A 14,510-nucleotide genomic window follows, 5' to 3' on the forward strand; every position below is an offset into this window, starting at 1 on the left:
TTCCGCGTGGCTGCAAGGGGCGCGGCCATTGTCGGCCAACGCCGGCTAATTGCAAGTCCCGGCGGCCACCACCGCTTGCAGCGCCTGTGCCTTGCCGACCCCGCTCGCGATAGCCTGTGTCAGGCAGTGCAACTGCTGGTCGGCATGAGTGCCCTCGCGCAGCAGGTGCCGTGCATGCTGGCAAGCACGCTCGGCATCCACGCTGTCGACCGGCACCAGCGCCTGCAACTGACCAAGCCAGCCCTCAGCCGTGACTGGCTGTTGTTCGTGCATACCAATGAACCGTGCATGACGCCCATAGCGCATGGCGCGCCAGTAGTTCTCCTGAGCGATCCAGCGAAGCTCACGGTTGCAGGGCAACAGGTCATGGCGACCGGTAACCTTGTGCTCTACCAAATGGCGAAACAGCGCGGCGATACACAGGGTATCTTCCAGTCGCGGGCAACCATCGCAGATACGCAACTCCACCGTCGGGAAGCGCCGCGAAGGCCGAATGGCCCACCAGAAGTCGCCATCCACAGCCAATGCACCGGTCCGCTGCAACAAGGCGCGGTAGCGTTCATAGGCAGCCCAGTCCGGCAAGGCTTCGGGCAAACCCATGTGCGGCCATTCCCCGCAAATCACTCGGCGATAGCTCATGTAGCCGGTCTGCTGACCCGCCCACATAGGCGATGAGGTGCTCAGCACCAGTAATAACGGCAGCCAGACCAGCAAGCGGTTGATCAGTTGCATGCGGTCACAACCTGGCGGAACGCCAACGTGCACGTGCAGACCATTGAGCAGGCTTCGCTGGGCTACATGCCGGTAGTCATCGAACAGTTGCTGGTAATGTGCCGGGGCAGCGGCCTTCTGCCGCAGCCAGGCGGTACTTGGGTGGCTCGCCGCGCCGTACAGCCCAATTCCCTCCTCTGCCAGCGCAAGACTCAGCCGCTGCCGCCGCAGTTGGAAGAACTCATGGGCTTCATGAAGGTGGGTGAACACCGGCGAGGCCAACTCAATCTGGCTGCGGAACATTTCCTGCACAAAATATTGGCCCAGCGCTTCGCGGCAACGCCCGATTACCGCAGACGATGGTGCTGCCGGGACCTGTCCCGAGCCCAGCCTTACCAGCAGGTATTCTTCCTCGATGCCGAATGTGCAGGCCCGGGCCATATTGCTTCAGCGATGACGGGTTACGGTGAGCGCCACGGCGGCGATCCGTTCGACTTGCTCATAGCCCGGCTCGGCCAGTTGCTCGCCAAACACGTCAGGGTCGATCTCCCGGTACACCCAGGCCCATTGTGGCCCTGCGAGGCGCAGGCGGATGGCTTCGAGCAACGCATCGCGGCCATCGACAATGGCTACGCCGGTGTAGAGCAGCAAGGTACCGTGGCGGCTCAGGCGTTCGCATCCTTGTTCAACGATGCGCAGCGACAGTTCGGCGCCCAGGGCGCCGCCGCCGTGGCGGTAGGTGCGGGCGCTACGGTCGAGCATGTACGGCGGGTTGGCGACAATCAGGTCGAACGTACCGGTAAGGGCGTCCAGCAGGTCGCTGGCCACTACGGACACATTGCTCACCCCCGCCAGCGCCGCGTTGATCGTAGCGTAGCGCAACGCCAAGGGGTTGATGTCGACGGCGCTGACCTGGGCATGCTGGGCCGCACGCGCGATCAGCAACGCGCCCACCCCGCTGCCACAGCCGATATCGACTGCGTGCTCCACCGGCATGGGGTTATGCTGCAGGTGCTCGTGAATGACCTGGGCAAAACGGTAGCTGTCCGGGCCGAAGAACACCGCATCGCTGCCATCGGTGGGGAACGCCGAATGCACCAGCAGCAGGTCGTCCAGGCTGGACCAGCGCACTGAGCTGCCGAGTAAGTCACCCTTCGGGACCAGCACCTGGGCGCGTTCGAGCAACTGCAATTCATCCGTTGATAGCAGGCCCGGGGCGAAGGGCCGACTCCAGCCGAACACGTCGCGCAGGTTGCTGGCCTGCCCGGAACCCTCACGGGCGTTGACGCGGGTGTGGGTCGCAGGTGTCACACTGGTAAATCGGTAGCCGTCGGCGCGTAGCCGCTGGCCCAGCTGCAGCAATGCCTGATCGGCTTCGAACTGTCTGGCGGTCAGCCTCATCAGCGGGGTTCCTCCTGAAGCAGCCCGGTGGTGCGAATGTATGCCCGGGTCGCCGCCAGGCCCTCGGGTGTGGCGTGGCGGTTGCCGGCCATGCGCTCGATCAACGTTGCGGGTCGGTCACCCGACATTTCGCTGTGTGCTTCGTCCGGGGATTCGGGCAGGCCCCAGCTACCGGGTGCTACACGGCGGATCGGGGGGCGCCAGGTGTCGGCAATCCAGTCGTGCCACAGTTGTTTCTCATAACTGTTGAATACGCCGAACATTGCCGCTGCAGGCCCTTCGATCAGCTTCCACCAGCGGCTCTGGGCCGGGTCCTGGCCTCGCTGAATCCAGCCTTGGGCCTGTAGCGCGGCAACGAACGCGGGCATGGCGCCAGGGGTGGCCAGCCATTGGTTGACGGTGCGCTGTTCAAGGCGGCAACGGTCGGCATGCATGAATTGGCCATAAACCCGTTTGCGCTCCAAGGCGGCGAACAATTCATCCTGCAGGTCGAACTGGCGGATAAGGTCAGCCGCAGCAGTACCTAGCTCGTTCAGGCGATAACCGTTGCGAACCCTCGCGTAGAACGACTTCTGGTCATGCTGAGGGCAGAGCTGGCGCAGCGCCTGCAGCGATAGTTGAGCGTGGCCACTGGCAGCATTGTCAATCGTCACATGCAACTGGAAGTAGTGGCCGTCGATGCCCAGTTCTGCCAGTTCGCTGGTGGTAATCAGCAAGTGCAGCGGCGGTTGTTCATAGCCGAGGTTGTAACCAATGACCTCAGGCAGGTGGGTGTCGCAACAGTGCCCCAAGGCCAGTTGCAGGCAACCCTGTAAGTAGCGTGCTTCGTCAAGCGGCATTGCCTCGACACACCCGAGGCGGCCCAGCAGGCGCTGATAGATCAACACATGGTTGCTACGCGGGTCGCCGTTGCCGAGCTCTTCCAGGTAAGTTCGGATCAACCCGTGAAAACGTGGGTCGCGCCAGTGGCACAGCGTGCCGTGCAGCCACGCACCGTCCACCGCTTTGGTCGGGGCGACCTGCTGCAGAAACCACAGCGCGTGAGCGCGATTGACAAAGAAACGGCGTGGAGCGCCTTGCCGGCGTTGTTCCAGGTAGTCGGCGTAGCCGGCGGCGACATCGGCAGCACACCTGGCGCTCCAGGCAGGCAAATCCGAAGGTGAGTCTGGCAGGTCATCCGGCAAGCGTTCAGCACGTGCAAGTTGCTCGTCGAGCCACAGGGCGCTGGCGTCATCTTCGCCGGCCAGCATTGCCTCATAGCGCTGTTGCAGGCTGGACCGCCCAGCGATCATTGACGAAGCTAAAGCGTTGTCGCGGTTCATCACCCTCATGCCGTGCTCCTTATTGCGCCTTACTGGCTCGGTTTCTGACCAGGCATCGGCTCAGGGTCGGGCGCGGGCTGCGGTGCCGGTTTACTGTCGGGTTGTTGCATCTGCAGCGATGGCTTGCTGAGGTCGCCATCCTTGCCAGGGTGATCGTTGTCGCGGTCGAAACAGCCGCCGAGCATCGTCAGCGAGCCCATCAGGATGATGAGTGGAGTCAGTCGCATGGGGCCTCCCCCTCTGGTTGATTGCAGTGCCAGGCAGTCCCGGCACTGCAAGTCGGTCATTTACGAACGGCCGCCCTTGCGGCCCGACTCGCGATCGCTGGGCGTGTGGCTGCCCGAGGACTGCCCGCCTTTGCGCCCGGCTTCAGACGCTTTTTCGCGGTCGTTGGCGAAGTTGCCTGGGTTTTTGTTACCGCCCTGGCTGCCTGTTTGATTGCCGGTACGGCTGTTGTCTTTAGTGGCCATGGTCTTCAAACCTCGTATGACTTCGAAATGCACGGCAGGCTGCCGTACACAAGTTCGGAGTTCGGCGATATGCGGGGATTCGTTTTATTGCGAAGGGTTCGGACCGGTGGCGTTAAATAAGCGGCAATGCCATATTTGGCGCCCCTGTCAGTCGTGCGGCGGGTTATCCATGCGGGCCTGCTGCCGACCCAGCCAGCCCCCCGTCACGGCCCAGCCCACGGCAATGATTGCGCCGATCAGCATCGCCAGCTGTGGGTGCTCGCCCATCACGTCCAGCGCGCGCTTGAGCCAGCCGCTCAGGGCATCGCCGCCACGGTAGATCACGGTATCGATAAAATTCTTGGCTTTGTACTTGTCCTCGGCGGACAGCACGGTGAACAGCATCTCCCGCCCTGGCCGCACCAACGCGTATTCGCCGGCGCGGCGCACTACCATTACCACCACGAATACCGCGAACACCGGTGCCAGTGCCAGCCACAGGAACCCTGCTGCCATCACCAGCGGTACAGCTACCAGCAACACCCCGACGCCCAAGCGCCGGGCCAGGCGCCCGGTCAGCAATACCTGGGTGAGGATTGCCAGGGCCTGCACCACGGTGTCGATCAGGCCGAATACCTGGGTTTGCCGGGTGCGGTCGGTGAAGGTTTCGCTGACGATGCGCGCCTGCTCGAAGTACAGGAAGGTGCTGACGCTGGCCAGCAACACCACGAACAGAGCAATGCCTAGCAGATAGGGCGAACGCAGCACGGCGGTAGCGCCGGTAAACGGGTTGCCACCCAAGGGGCGCGAGCCCGGGGACTCGGCCTGTTGCGGTAGTGGGTGGCGCACTCGCCAGCGTTGCAGGAACAGGGCCGCACCCATACTGCCTAGCAAAAGCGCTGCCGCCAGTATCAGCAGCCCGCAATGGCCCAACGGTGCGACAAGCAAGGTGCCGAGAATGGGGCCGCTTAGCCCGCCCAAGCTGGCCCCGGCTGCCAGCAGGCCGAACAGCCGCTTGCCTTGTGCGGTGGAAAACAGGTCAGCGAGCACGCTCCAGGCCAGCGAGATGGTCAGCAAATTGAACACCGATAACCAGACGTAAAAGGCCCTGGCTGTCCAAAGATTGTCCGAATTACCGGCAAACAGTGCCGCGAACATCAACAGGTTGCTGACAAAGAAACCGTAGGTCCAAGGCAGGATATGCCGGCGTTGCACCCTTGATGCCAGCCAGCCGAACAGCGGCAGGCACGCCAAGGTGGCGATGAAGGTGCCGGTGAACAGCCATTGCAGGTTGTCCACGCCGCCCGCAACACCCATAGTTTCGCGCACCGGCCGCAGCATGAAGTAACCGGTGAACAGCAGGTAGAACAGCAGCAAGCCGGCGATTACCGCCGGCCCCTCGCCGGGCTGCATGTTCAGCCCTTGGACAAGGCGCCGCCGCCAGGCTTGCATGATGTCAGGCAAACTGCTGGATCAGCGCCTGTTGCTGCGCCTGGGTGAGCATGGGTTCATGCCCGGCCTTGAGCTGGTCGAGCTGGCGATCAGGCCGGCCGGTGGCGGGGATGACCGTGGTCACTGCCGGGTGGCTGATGGCGAATTTGAGAAACAACTGCGCCCAACTGCCGATGCCCGCTTCGCTGGCCCAGCCCGGCAAGGCCTGGTCCTTGACCTTGGCAAACAGGCGGCCATCGTCGAAGGCACGGTTGATCAGCACCGCAACGCCCCTGTCCTGGCACAGCGGCAGCAGTTCGCGGGCGGCGTCGGGGGCATTGACGGAGTAGTTGATCTGGATGAAGTCCAGCGGCTCGCTGCGCACGATTCGGGCAACGTCGTCCTGGCCACTGTTCAGATAATGAGTGATGCCGACATAACGGGTCAGGCCTTGCTGCTTCAGTTCGCGCGCATAGGGCAGTTGGGTCTGCCAGTCACGCAGGTTGTGGATTTGCAGCAGATCGACTTTGTCGGTACGCAGGCTCCTCAGGCTGCCGGCCCATTGCGCTTCGGCGTCGGCCCGGCTGTCGGCGGCGATCTTGGTGGCAATAAAGCACTGCCGGTGCCAGCCGCCCTCTTCCAGCAACTGGCCAAGAATGCTGTCGGCACCGCCATAGTTGGGCGAGGTGTCGATTACCCGGCCGCCCCCTTCGAAAAACGCCTTGAGTACCGCTTTCAATTGCTGATACTGGGCCGAGCCGGTTTCTACTTCGAAACTGCCGGAGGTACCGGCACCAATCACCGGCAACGCTTCACCGGTGGACGGTATTTTGCGCGTCAGCAAGCCCGCCGGGGCGGCGGCGTGCAGCCAGGGGCTGGCGGCGGCCAGCAACCCCAGCGTGGCACCTGCGCGTAGGACGTCACGACGTGCGTACATGGAAAGCTCCCGTCATGAAGCGGAAACTTTCAAGGCTAGCCGCTCCATACCGGGCCGGCAGGTGTTTCTGTATCTGGATGTTAAGTGATCAGACTCGTAGCAGCTGGCTCAGGTCCACACCCGTCTCGCCCATGGGCGGGCACCAGTAATAGCCGCCCGTCAGTGGCCGGCTGAAGCGGTACAGACCGTCGATGATACCGTCCTCCAGGCCACTCATGCGCCGCAACTGCACTTCGAACGCATCGAAGCTGTGGCCCAGGGCAACGAAGGCCAAGCCGGCGCCACGCGGGTCAGCCCAGGCTACCGAGCGACGGACCATGAACGCCTCCGGCGCAAAGCTTTCCTGGGCGGTGCGCTTGACGTGTGCGGACTCGGGGGCATCGTCCAGCTCTTCGTTATCGCTCAGCCGGCGGCCCATGATGTTGTCCTGGTCAGCCTGGGGCAGCGACTTGAAGTACTCCAGGTCGTGTTTCCACAGCTGGAACGCGGCAAAGCTGGAACCATCGGCAGCAATGGCCGCCTGCACGGCGTCTTCGTCCACCGGGTTCTCGGTGCCGTCTTCGTAGCCTGTCAGGTCATGGCCGCCGCGGTGCAGGAAGCCATCGACACTGTCGGCCAGGCGCAGGGCCGGGGCCAATAGATGTTCCAGGGCCTGGGCCCGCAGCAGCAGGTCGCCGCGCTCGTTACCACGCAGCCACAGCCACAGGGCATGTTGGGTGCTCGGGTTCTCCACAGCAGCGTCCAGCACCGGAAAAGCACGCAGGCCTGGCACTGCACGGCCCAGGGCCTTGGCCAGCGGGGCGCCGACCCCCAGGATCAGTTGGTCGCCATCGACCTGTTGCAGCAAGGCATCCAGAGCGGCAGGCAACGCCTCGGGCGACTGCAGGGTGAAAAACAGGTGACGGGCATGGGCCGGCACCGGGGTGGCAAGCAGCCCTTTCTGGAACGGCATGACAGGCTAATCCTCGGACAAAAGCGGAATGCTACTGCGCCTGCAGGCCCGCTGCAATGCGGCATGGAGCCTCGCTGATCGCTGCGGTTGGTAACAAACGGTTACCAAGAGCTGGCCCTTTGCAATTAGCTATCAATCAACGCCAGCCTACACTCCTCGAGATCCTTCGCCCGAGAGACCGCTCATGACCGCCTCGCCCCTGTTAACCGCCTTCCTGCCGCTCGCGTTGGGCATCATCATGCTCGGCCTTGGGCTGTCGCTGACCCTGGCCGATTTCGCGCGCGTGGTGAAATACCCCAAACCGGTGGTGGTAGGCCTGGCCTGCCAGATCTTGCTGTTGCCACTGGTGTGCTTCCTGATCGCCAATGGCTTTGGCCTGGAGTCGGCCCTGGCGGTGGGGCTGATGCTGCTGGCAGCTTCGCCGGGCGGCACCACGGCCAACCTGTTCAGCCACCTGGCCCATGGCGATGTGGCGCTGAACATCACGCTCACGGCGGTGAACTCGCTGATCGCGATTCTGACCATGCCGTTGCTGGTGAACCTGTCGCTGAGCTGGTTCATGGCCTCGGACCAGGCCATTCCACTGCAATTTGCCAAGGTCTTGCAGGTATTTGCCATTGTCCTGTTGCCGGTCGCACTGGGTATGCTGATCGGCCGTTACGCCCCTGGTTTTGCCGCACGCATGCAGAAACCGATGAAACTGGTGGCGGCGCTGTTCCTGGCCTTTACCATTGTCCTGGCGCTGGCCAAGGACTGGCAGACCGTGGTCGAGTACGCGCCGGTGGTGGGCCTGGCTGCCCTGCTGTTCAACCTGCTTAGCCTGGCCGTGGGCTACTGGGTGCCGCGCCTGTTGAACATTCCCAAGCGGCAGGCAATTGCCATTGGCATGGAAATCGGCATTCACAACGGCACGCTGGCGATTGCCTTGGCGCTCAGCCCTTCATTGCTGAACAACGCAACCATGGCGGTGCCCGCGGCGCTGTACAGCCTGATCATGTTCTTCACGGCGGCAGGTTTTGGCTGGTGGGTCAGCCGCGGGCACGTGGCGGCAGCGCCCAAAGGGGAAACAGTGAATTGAAGCAGTGACTGGTATGGGAGCGGGCTTGTCCCGCGAAGCAGGCAACGCGGTGTATGGCATCGGCTTTGCCGGTGTTCGCGGGACACGCCCGCTCCCACAAGAGGCAAATCCAGGTTGTCACTGCTGGCTGCGCTTGCTGCGCAATTGCTGCTTCAACACTTTCAAAGGCGGCGCATAAAAAAAACCGAACGACACACTCCCGGTGCGCCCTTTCACTGCATGGTGCAAACGGTGCGCACGATACAGTCGCTTGAGGTAGCGGTTGACCGGCCGTGGTTTGCGCGGCCAATGCCGGTGAAAGAACCCGTCATGGGCCAGGACATACAACATGCCGTACCCTGCCACGCCGCCGCCAACCCATTGCAAGGGTGCATAACCAGCCTTGCCCAAGGCGACCAACCCCGTGGCGATGAGCCCCAACGCCAGCAGGTACAGGTCGTTGGTCTCGAGCATGCCCAAGTGTGGCTCATGGTGCGAGCGGTGCAGCCACCAGCCCCAGCCATGCATGATGTACTTGTGAGCCAGCGTGCCAACGCCCTCCATGGCCACCAAGGTGCCGAACAATACGGCGAGATTGAACAGCATGAAACAGTCCGGGTGATGGCAACGGGAGGCGCAAGGGTACCGTCAACCCAGGTTTTTTTCCATGCAGGGATGACCGTTGCAAACCATTCACCCATGAAGCCATTGTCATGTTTTCGCCCTTGACCTGCTCTGCCACGCGGCGTATGGTCCGCAGCGCAATTTTGCTTTGCTCAACAGGAGACCTGCCTTGGACAGTAGCCCCAGTCGCTTGCGACAGGCCCACGTGGTGCGCTAGCCCGGCAGTGTCCTGCGCTGTCTGGCCGCCCTGGCAAGACGGTGGTTTCCTTTAACCCCGCTTCTCCTCCTCTCCTCGTGGTCCTGCGCATTTTTCTGGTTTTTCAACCACGCCAACAGATGGCGTTCATGCGGGTGTTTGCCCGCGGAAGAGGTTTGCTATGGATTGGAAAGTTTTTTTGCTGCGCGTCAGCATTGCCCTGCTGCTGGGGGCACTGATCGGTGCCGAACGGCAATTGCGTCAACGCCTGACCGGGCTGCGCACCAATGCGCTGGTGAGTACCGGTGCCTGTCTGTTCGTGCTGATGACCCAGGCAGTGCCAGGCATGGCGCCTGCCGATGCCTCGCGCGTTGCCGCCTATGTAGTGTCGGGCATCGGCTTTCTCGGTGGTGGCGTGATCATGCGCGATGGCTTTAACGTGCGCGGCCTGAACACGGCGGCTACCTTGTGGTGCACGGCTGCGGTCGGTGTGCTGTGCAGCCTTGGGCTGGTGCTGGAGGCGGCACTGGGCAGCCTGGTGGTGCTGTGCGCCAATATCCTCTTGCGGGACATCGCCCAGCGCCTGGACCGTCAAGACGTAGTGCCTGCCAGCGAGGTGGAGCAACACTTCGAGGTGCGCATCGTCTGCCGCGCCGAGGACGAAATCCAGGTGCGCAGCCTGATGCTGCATAGCCTGGGTGATCCGCAGCTGCGGTTACAGTCGCTGCAAAGCGCAGACCTGGACAGCCCTGCACGCCTGGAAGTGCGCGCCGAGCTGCTGGGTACCGCACAGGCACCGGCTCAACTGGAGCGGCTGGTCAGCCGGGTCAGCCTGGAAAAAGGCGTCAGCTCGGTGCGCTGGCAATTACAGCCGCACGTGTTGGCGGCCGACTAGCACGACAGGAGTGCTTCATGCTTATCCGCCCTACCCTTGAGCACGATATCCAATACCTGCCGGACGTGGAGCGTTCGGCAGCCCAGGCTTTTGCTGGCTGGCCGGCGCTGGCCTGGCTGGCCCAAGCCGATGTGATGGACTGTGCTGCGCACAGGGCTTTCGCCGCGGGCGGTGGTAGCTGGGTTGCTGAAAACCCGATCGGGCAGATTGTAGGGTTTGCGTGCGTGCGGCGTGCGGGCCAGGCATTGCACCTTCATGAGATATCGGTGCGTCAGGATGCCCAAGGGCAAGGCGTCGGTAGCCGATTGCTGCAGCAGATCATCGATGTAGCGCGTTGCGCAGATGTCCGCGAGCTGACGTTGACCACCTTTGTCGATGTGCCCTGGAATGCGCCGTTTTATGCACGGTTCGGGTTTGAGGTGATCGATGAGGAGCGGCTGGGCGAACGACTCCTGCGTATGCTGGCCAGTGAGCACGCTCAGGGCCTGAAGGGGCGCTGTGCCATGCGTCTTTGCATGACCCATTGACCGTTGGGGTGCAGAGCGCTCGGCCATACCGTGTTCGCCGGTTTTCACTGCGTTGGCGCGTGGTGCGGTCGAAACCGGTGGCGAAAAAAATTAAACCTTTGCCTCACTCTCACCCTCAACCGTACGCGACACTGAGGTCGCCCCACGGTTTAAGGAGTGAAGCATGAGCAATCTCTTCATCAAGCGCGTTGGTTTCTCCATGGTTTTGGGCCTGGCATCGGCGCACGCACTGGCGGCGAGCTCCGATGACTTCGTCGATGCGGCCACCGAGGCCGGCATCGCCGAAGTGGTCACCGGCAACCTGGCTAAGGAAAAAAGCCAGAATGACGAGATAAAGACATTCGCCCAGCAAATGGTCACTGACCACACCCAGGCGAACCAGAAGCTCGGCGACATCGCCCGCAAGTTGGATATTTCCGTTCCGGATGACGCGGCCATGACGGACAAGGTCAAGAAGATGATCCTGGAATGGCGTGATGAATCATTCGACAAGTCGTACATCAACAACCAGGTTGATGCTCACGAAAAAGCGGTCGAACTGTTCAAGAAAGAGGCTGCATCGTCCGACAAGGCCGAGCTGAAGGCCTTCGCCAGCGAAACCCTGCCAAAACTCGAACAGCACCTGGAGCATGCCAAGGCGCTTCAGGCCAAGCACGCCAAGTGAGGCCCTCGATGAGCAACGATGCACTGAAAACAGAAGTCCTTACCCGCCTGCTGCATTCGCATCCGCAAGGGCTGGGCAAGGAAGTGCTGGACAACTACCGCGGTGAGAAGGCGGTGGCTGACGTACTGAAGACGCTGCAGGAGGCCGGCTTGATTCACGACGGCAGCGTGGTCGTGGGCAGTGACCAGCAGGTCAGCGTGCACTACCCGATCAAGCTGTCGGCAGCGGGTGTCGAAGCCGCGCGACAAGCCGAATCCTGAATACCGGCCGTCGGGCCAAAAGGCCGCTCTCATGGAGCCCCTGCTAGCTCATTGAGCTAGCAGGGGCTCTGTTTGAGTGGGCGGGCCAACACCCTCACGTGTTCTTTTCGATGTCTCCAGGCGCCTTGGCCGGCCCTTGCGGATCCACCTGCGGGTCGTCAAGATCTGGGGAATCAGGGTCGAAACCAAGATCGTCCGGTTTGTCGGCCTGCTCCGTCGAGTGAGGCCCTTCTTTGCGTTCTGGCTCAGATGGCTGCATGGCGTTTTCTCCCGTGAGTGTCAAAGGAAGAACGCGCCAGCCACAGAAAGTTTGATTAATCTGCGGCGGGAGCCAGTTGCGCGCGACAGTGCGCCAGCGCCTGATCACGCTCCTTCAGCTGCTCCTCATACCGCTGCAACTGCCGCGCCTGTTCAGCGCACACATCGCGCCTGTGCTCCAGGCTCTGCGCTTGCACATCCAGCTGCCGGCGCATTTCCTCACTGGCGCCCTGGGCCTGGGCCAGAATCGTGCGCAAGCCCTGAATCTGCGCATCGCGTTGTTCCAGCAACTCTTCCTGCGCCCGGCACTCACTGGCAGCCTGGCGGTGCTCACCCAGCAACCGCTCGTTGTCCCGGTGCAGGCGGGTGAGTTCGTCCTGTTTGACGATCATGCCCTGTTGCAGCTGCCGCACCTCCACCTGCATCTGCTGCAACTGCGCTTCGTGGCGGCGCTGTTCCTGCTCGCGCTGTTCACGGCTGGCATTGCGATAGTGTTCCAGCGCATCACGGGCATGGCGGTGCTTGTCTTCCAGCGACTTGACCTGTTCGTCCTTGTCAGCCAGGCGCACCTGCAATTCACCCAGCGACTGGTTGAGGCTGGCACTGCGTAGCTGTTCGGCCTGCAGCGTGCTTTGTGTGGACAGCAGTTTTTCTGTCTCGGCGGCCAAGGCCGCTGCATCGATCTTGTGTTGCTGATGCGCTGCAGCCAGGGCTTGCTGGGCAATTTCAAGCTGCGCCTCAAGTTTTTCCCGCTGTTGCGTGAACGTGCTCTCGGCCTGCTCGATCTTCAGGTCGGCCTCGTCCTGTAACTGCGTTGCCAATTGCCCGACCAGGCGGCTCAACACATCACTGAGCGCCACGCCACCTTCAGAAGCCACCGGCTGCTGGCCGTTCAACTCCTTCAGGTAACGGTGAATTGTGGTTTTGGAGCCGGTATTGCCCAGCTCGATACGTATGGCATCGATGCTGGGGTTCTCCCCCCGGGCAATCAGCGCCTGACGCGCCTGCTGCACTACCACCTTGTTGATACCGCCCCGGGCCATGCTTGCTCCTACGATTTTGTACTGTGTTATGTAACATGTAATTACGTACCAATTATGGCGATAACAGACCACGCCTGCAAACATTTCCTCAGGTGGAATAATCACGGCTTATCGCATGTGATAGGCAAAATATGGGGTTCTGGCGGTGTGGCGCCCTCAACCAAATGTTGCGTGCAGTCGCGGCGCGTCATCGACCGGCTGCTCGAGGCAGAACGCACAACCGACAATTGCGCCCGCTCGCAAGAACAAATGATGCACAACGCGCCGCAGTACGTTTGGCCCACAGCGGCATGACTCTGCAGGTGCCAGCTGATCGCAGCGTCTCTGAAGTGCTGGAGGACGCCGGAGTGTGCGTGCCCCTTGCCTGTGAACAGGGTATCTGCGGCACCTGTTTTACCGGCGAGATAGATGGCGAGCCGGAACACCTTGAGAGTTTCCTGACTGCACAAGAGCGTGCACGCAACGATCAGTTCACGCCCTGCTGCTCTCGCTCGCGCAGCGCCTGCCTGGTGCTCGACCGTTGACCCATAGCGCCCTCTGCCATGAGCCTACACCGGCTTAGCAGGGGGCGCCTTTGTGAAGGCTTGTCAGGAAAACCGGTAGTGCGCTCCAAATGGGAAATACGTGATGGGTTTACACAGCTACCCGGCGATCTCCAGGTCTACCTGACCGAGGCGCTCACTGAACAGCCAATGGCCTTTGACCAGACGCAGTTTATCCCTGAAGGTGCCAATCAGATGGGGCGGGGATGCCATTGGGGCCTCCCCTTGCGCTGCCGATGCATAAGCCAGGTTCTCGTAGTCCCCCGCATCGTTAAGTAATGCAAAACGTTTGATCAGGCGAGTGCAGGCATGCTCAATCCGCATCTCATTCATCAATTCGGCTTCGTTCATCCCAACTCTCTCAAGGGCGATATCGCCCTAAACAATATCGTTCGTTCGGACAGTAACCTGCCCCGAAGCACTTCGAAGCTAGTCTTGAAGCTAGTCTTGTAGCCAAACCCGCAAGGCCGCATTGACAGCCTCCGGTGCCTCAAAAGGGGCCATGTGGCCGCAGCGTTCAAAAATCACCAACCGCGCATGAGGTACTTGCTGGGCCATCACCTGATGCTGCGCAAGCGAACTCCAGGCATCCTCTCGACCCACCCCGATCAACACTGGACATTGAATCGTGCGCAAATGCTCGCCAGCATCCGGTCGCTCCAGCAACGCCTTGATCTGGCCTGACAGCGTATCGAAACTCATGCGTTCGACCATCGCCAGCAGTGGGCTCATGATGCCCGGGTCATCGACATGCGCCGGGTGCAGCATCGGCGCGAGCCAGCGTTGCGCCACTGCCGCCATGCCATGCTCGCGAGCCAGGTCAATCAGCACCTGCCGTGACTTCGCTTCCCCCCTCGCGGGCCGGGTGAGTCCCCGTATCGAGCAACGCCAGGCGGTCGACCCGATGCGGCGCCAACCGATGGACCTCCAGCGCTACCCGCGCGCCCATGGAATGGCCAGCCAGCGCGAACCTGTCCGGCGCGTCATTCAGTACCCGCTGCGCCATCGCCGTAATACTGTGGTAACCCTTGAAGTCGAGGGCATGTACATCCGCCCGCTCTTGCAGCGCGTCGATCGGGGCACGCCAGACAACCTCGTCACACAACAGGCCGGATAACAAATACAGACTTTGCTTCATTTTCGGTTTCCCAATCAGAGGGCAATAAGCATCTCATTTGCCAGGCAGCGCCCATGGTGCGTCTTCGCCTTTCGAAGCCGCGGGCATCTCAATAATCAGCGGA

At 61.9% G+C, this 14,510-nt stretch carries 19 protein-coding genes and 1 pseudogene; 6 read left to right on the forward strand and 14 right to left on the reverse strand.

Annotated features, from left to right (window positions below):
- Positions 1-45: 45 nt before the first annotated feature.
- The 8 genes from OZ911_RS14670 to OZ911_RS14705 all read right to left on the reverse strand — a co-directional run bounded on the left by OZ911_RS14670 (position 46) and on the right by OZ911_RS14705 (position 7,203).
- On the reverse strand, positions 46-1,152 hold the full coding sequence (locus OZ911_RS14670; protein ID WP_016487179.1) for a carboxylate-amine ligase: 1,107 nt from the start codon (positions 1,150-1,152) through the stop codon (positions 46-48).
- A 6-nt stretch (positions 1,153-1,158) separates the two neighbouring features.
- The gene (locus tag OZ911_RS14675) at positions 1,159-2,112 is read right to left on the reverse strand and encodes a methyltransferase (RefSeq protein WP_060517798.1); all 954 of its coding nucleotides are present in this window, start codon (positions 2,110-2,112) and stop codon (positions 1,159-1,161) included.
- Positions 2,112-3,443 (reverse strand): iron-containing redox enzyme family protein, encoded by a 1,332-nt coding sequence (locus OZ911_RS14680; protein WP_070086403.1) that lies wholly within the window; start codon positions 3,441-3,443, stop codon positions 2,112-2,114. Before OZ911_RS14680 ends, OZ911_RS14675 begins: the two co-directional genes overlap by 1 nt.
- 20 nt (positions 3,444-3,463) lie before the next feature.
- Entirely contained in the window at positions 3,464-3,661 is a 198-nt protein-coding gene (locus OZ911_RS14685) for a hypothetical protein (RefSeq protein ID WP_016487182.1), read from the reverse strand.
- Between the two features lie 60 nt (positions 3,662-3,721).
- Positions 3,722-3,904 (reverse strand): con-10 family general stress protein, encoded by a 183-nt coding sequence (locus tag OZ911_RS14690; RefSeq protein ID WP_016487183.1) that lies wholly within the window; start codon positions 3,902-3,904, stop codon positions 3,722-3,724.
- Positions 3,905-4,051: 147 nt separating this feature from the next.
- Positions 4,052-5,335: an NTP/NDP exchange transporter gene (locus OZ911_RS14695; protein ID WP_070086404.1), complete on the reverse strand. Its 1,284-nt coding sequence runs from the start codon at positions 5,333-5,335 to the stop codon at positions 4,052-4,054.
- A gap of 4 nt (positions 5,336-5,339) precedes the next feature.
- Entirely contained in the window at positions 5,340-6,251 is a 912-nt protein-coding gene (locus OZ911_RS14700; protein ID WP_070086405.1) for an aldo/keto reductase, read from the reverse strand.
- An 88-nt stretch (positions 6,252-6,339) separates the two neighbouring features.
- On the reverse strand, positions 6,340-7,203 hold the full coding sequence (locus tag OZ911_RS14705; RefSeq protein WP_023047388.1) for a Dyp-type peroxidase: 864 nt from the start codon (positions 7,201-7,203) through the stop codon (positions 6,340-6,342).
- 184 nt (positions 7,204-7,387) lie between these two features.
- Here OZ911_RS14705 and OZ911_RS14710 point away from each other — a divergent pair, with 184 nt between their 5' ends.
- Positions 7,388-8,281 carry a bile acid:sodium symporter family protein gene (locus tag OZ911_RS14710; RefSeq protein ID WP_023047389.1) on the forward strand — a complete coding sequence of 298 codons (894 nt, stop codon included), beginning with the start codon at positions 7,388-7,390 and terminating at the stop codon, positions 8,279-8,281.
- 117 nt (positions 8,282-8,398) lie between these two features.
- Here the strand turns inward: OZ911_RS14710 and OZ911_RS14715 are convergent, their stop codons facing one another.
- Positions 8,399-8,866, reverse strand: a complete 468-nt coding sequence (locus tag OZ911_RS14715) for a sterol desaturase family protein (protein WP_023047390.1) — start codon at positions 8,864-8,866, stop codon at positions 8,399-8,401.
- Between the two features lie 395 nt (positions 8,867-9,261).
- On the opposite strand from OZ911_RS14715, the gene OZ911_RS14720 reads away from it, so the two are divergent.
- The 4 genes from OZ911_RS14720 (at position 9,262) to OZ911_RS14735 (ending at position 11,426) form a co-directional block, all read left to right on the forward strand.
- Entirely contained in the window at positions 9,262-9,975 is a 714-nt protein-coding gene (locus tag OZ911_RS14720; protein ID WP_023047391.1) for an MgtC/SapB family protein, read from the forward strand.
- A gap of 17 nt (positions 9,976-9,992) precedes the next feature.
- Positions 9,993-10,502: a GNAT family N-acetyltransferase gene (locus tag OZ911_RS14725; protein ID WP_023047392.1), complete on the forward strand. Its 510-nt coding sequence runs from the start codon at positions 9,993-9,995 to the stop codon at positions 10,500-10,502.
- Between the two features lie 163 nt (positions 10,503-10,665).
- Positions 10,666-11,166 (forward strand): DUF4142 domain-containing protein, encoded by a 501-nt coding sequence (locus OZ911_RS14730; RefSeq protein WP_023047393.1) that lies wholly within the window; start codon positions 10,666-10,668, stop codon positions 11,164-11,166.
- Positions 11,167-11,174: 8 nt separating this feature from the next.
- Entirely contained in the window at positions 11,175-11,426 is a 252-nt protein-coding gene (locus OZ911_RS14735; protein ID WP_023047394.1) for a hypothetical protein, read from the forward strand.
- Between the two features lie 94 nt (positions 11,427-11,520).
- On the opposite strand, the gene OZ911_RS14740 is transcribed toward OZ911_RS14735, so the two are convergent.
- Both OZ911_RS14740 and OZ911_RS14745 read right to left on the reverse strand, forming a co-directional pair.
- A complete protein-coding gene (locus tag OZ911_RS14740) occupies positions 11,521-11,685 on the reverse strand; it encodes a DUF6021 family protein (protein WP_016487193.1) in 165 nt (54 codons plus the stop codon).
- Between the two features lie 55 nt (positions 11,686-11,740).
- Entirely contained in the window at positions 11,741-12,727 is a 987-nt protein-coding gene (locus OZ911_RS14745) for a DNA-binding protein (RefSeq protein WP_016487194.1), read from the reverse strand.
- Positions 12,728-12,996: 269 nt separating this feature from the next.
- Here OZ911_RS14745 and OZ911_RS14750 point away from each other — a divergent pair.
- Positions 12,997-13,251, forward strand: a pseudogene (locus OZ911_RS14750) (2Fe-2S iron-sulfur cluster-binding protein); the annotation flags it as partial.
- Between the two features lie 117 nt (positions 13,252-13,368).
- Here the strand turns inward: OZ911_RS14750 and OZ911_RS14755 are convergent.
- The 3 genes from OZ911_RS14755 to OZ911_RS14765 all read right to left on the reverse strand — a co-directional run bounded on the left by OZ911_RS14755 (position 13,369) and on the right by OZ911_RS14765 (position 14,407).
- Positions 13,369-13,620, reverse strand: a complete 252-nt coding sequence (locus tag OZ911_RS14755; RefSeq protein WP_016487196.1) for a hypothetical protein — start codon at positions 13,618-13,620, stop codon at positions 13,369-13,371.
- Positions 13,621-13,710: 90 nt separating this feature from the next.
- Positions 13,711-14,070 carry an alpha/beta fold hydrolase gene (locus OZ911_RS14760; RefSeq protein ID WP_197708362.1) on the reverse strand — a complete coding sequence of 120 codons (360 nt, stop codon included), beginning with the start codon at positions 14,068-14,070 and terminating at the stop codon, positions 13,711-13,713.
- A 19-nt stretch (positions 14,071-14,089) separates the two neighbouring features.
- A complete protein-coding gene (locus tag OZ911_RS14765) occupies positions 14,090-14,407 on the reverse strand; it encodes an alpha/beta fold hydrolase (RefSeq protein ID WP_023047396.1) in 318 nt (105 codons plus the stop codon).
- Positions 14,408-14,510: the final 103 nt, after the last annotated feature.

Source organism: Pseudomonas fortuita, assembly GCF_026898135.2.
GTDB classification, from domain to species: domain Bacteria; phylum Pseudomonadota; class Gammaproteobacteria; order Pseudomonadales; family Pseudomonadaceae; genus Aquipseudomonas; species Aquipseudomonas fortuita.

Coding starts and splice junctions, on each gene's coding strand:
- OZ911_RS14765 (WP_023047396.1), bottom strand. CDS start 14,407: ATGAAGCAAAGTCTGTATTTGTTATCCGGCCTGTTGTGTGACGAGGTT.
- OZ911_RS14715 (WP_023047390.1), bottom strand. CDS start 8,866: ATGCTGTTCAATCTCGCCGTATTGTTCGGCACCTTGGTGGCCATGGAG.
- OZ911_RS14730 (WP_023047393.1), top strand. CDS start 10,666: ATGAGCAATCTCTTCATCAAGCGCGTTGGTTTCTCCATGGTTTTGGGC.
- OZ911_RS14705 (WP_023047388.1), bottom strand. CDS start 7,203: ATGCCGTTCCAGAAAGGGCTGCTTGCCACCCCGGTGCCGGCCCATGCC.
- OZ911_RS14755 (WP_016487196.1), bottom strand. CDS start 13,620: ATGAACGAAGCCGAATTGATGAATGAGATGCGGATTGAGCATGCCTGC.
- OZ911_RS14700 (WP_070086405.1), bottom strand. CDS start 6,251: ATGTACGCACGTCGTGACGTCCTACGCGCAGGTGCCACGCTGGGGTTG.
- OZ911_RS14685 (WP_016487182.1), bottom strand. CDS start 3,661: ATGCGACTGACTCCACTCATCATCCTGATGGGCTCGCTGACGATGCTC.
- OZ911_RS14670 (WP_016487179.1), bottom strand. CDS start 1,152: ATGGCCCGGGCCTGCACATTCGGCATCGAGGAAGAATACCTGCTGGTA.
- OZ911_RS14710 (WP_023047389.1), top strand. CDS start 7,388: ATGACCGCCTCGCCCCTGTTAACCGCCTTCCTGCCGCTCGCGTTGGGC.
- OZ911_RS14720 (WP_023047391.1), top strand. CDS start 9,262: ATGGATTGGAAAGTTTTTTTGCTGCGCGTCAGCATTGCCCTGCTGCTG.
- OZ911_RS14735 (WP_023047394.1), top strand. CDS start 11,175: ATGAGCAACGATGCACTGAAAACAGAAGTCCTTACCCGCCTGCTGCAT.
- OZ911_RS14745 (WP_016487194.1), bottom strand. CDS start 12,727: ATGGCCCGGGGCGGTATCAACAAGGTGGTAGTGCAGCAGGCGCGTCAG.
- OZ911_RS14740 (WP_016487193.1), bottom strand. CDS start 11,685: ATGCAGCCATCTGAGCCAGAACGCAAAGAAGGGCCTCACTCGACGGAG.
- OZ911_RS14680 (WP_070086403.1), bottom strand. CDS start 3,443: ATGAGGGTGATGAACCGCGACAACGCTTTAGCTTCGTCAATGATCGCT.
- OZ911_RS14760 (WP_197708362.1), bottom strand. CDS start 14,070: ATGGCGGCAGTGGCGCAACGCTGGCTCGCGCCGATGCTGCACCCGGCG.
- OZ911_RS14690 (WP_016487183.1), bottom strand. CDS start 3,904: ATGGCCACTAAAGACAACAGCCGTACCGGCAATCAAACAGGCAGCCAG.
- OZ911_RS14725 (WP_023047392.1), top strand. CDS start 9,993: ATGCTTATCCGCCCTACCCTTGAGCACGATATCCAATACCTGCCGGAC.
- OZ911_RS14675 (WP_060517798.1), bottom strand. CDS start 2,112: ATGAGGCTGACCGCCAGACAGTTCGAAGCCGATCAGGCATTGCTGCAG.
- OZ911_RS14695 (WP_070086404.1), bottom strand. CDS start 5,335: ATGCAAGCCTGGCGGCGGCGCCTTGTCCAAGGGCTGAACATGCAGCCC.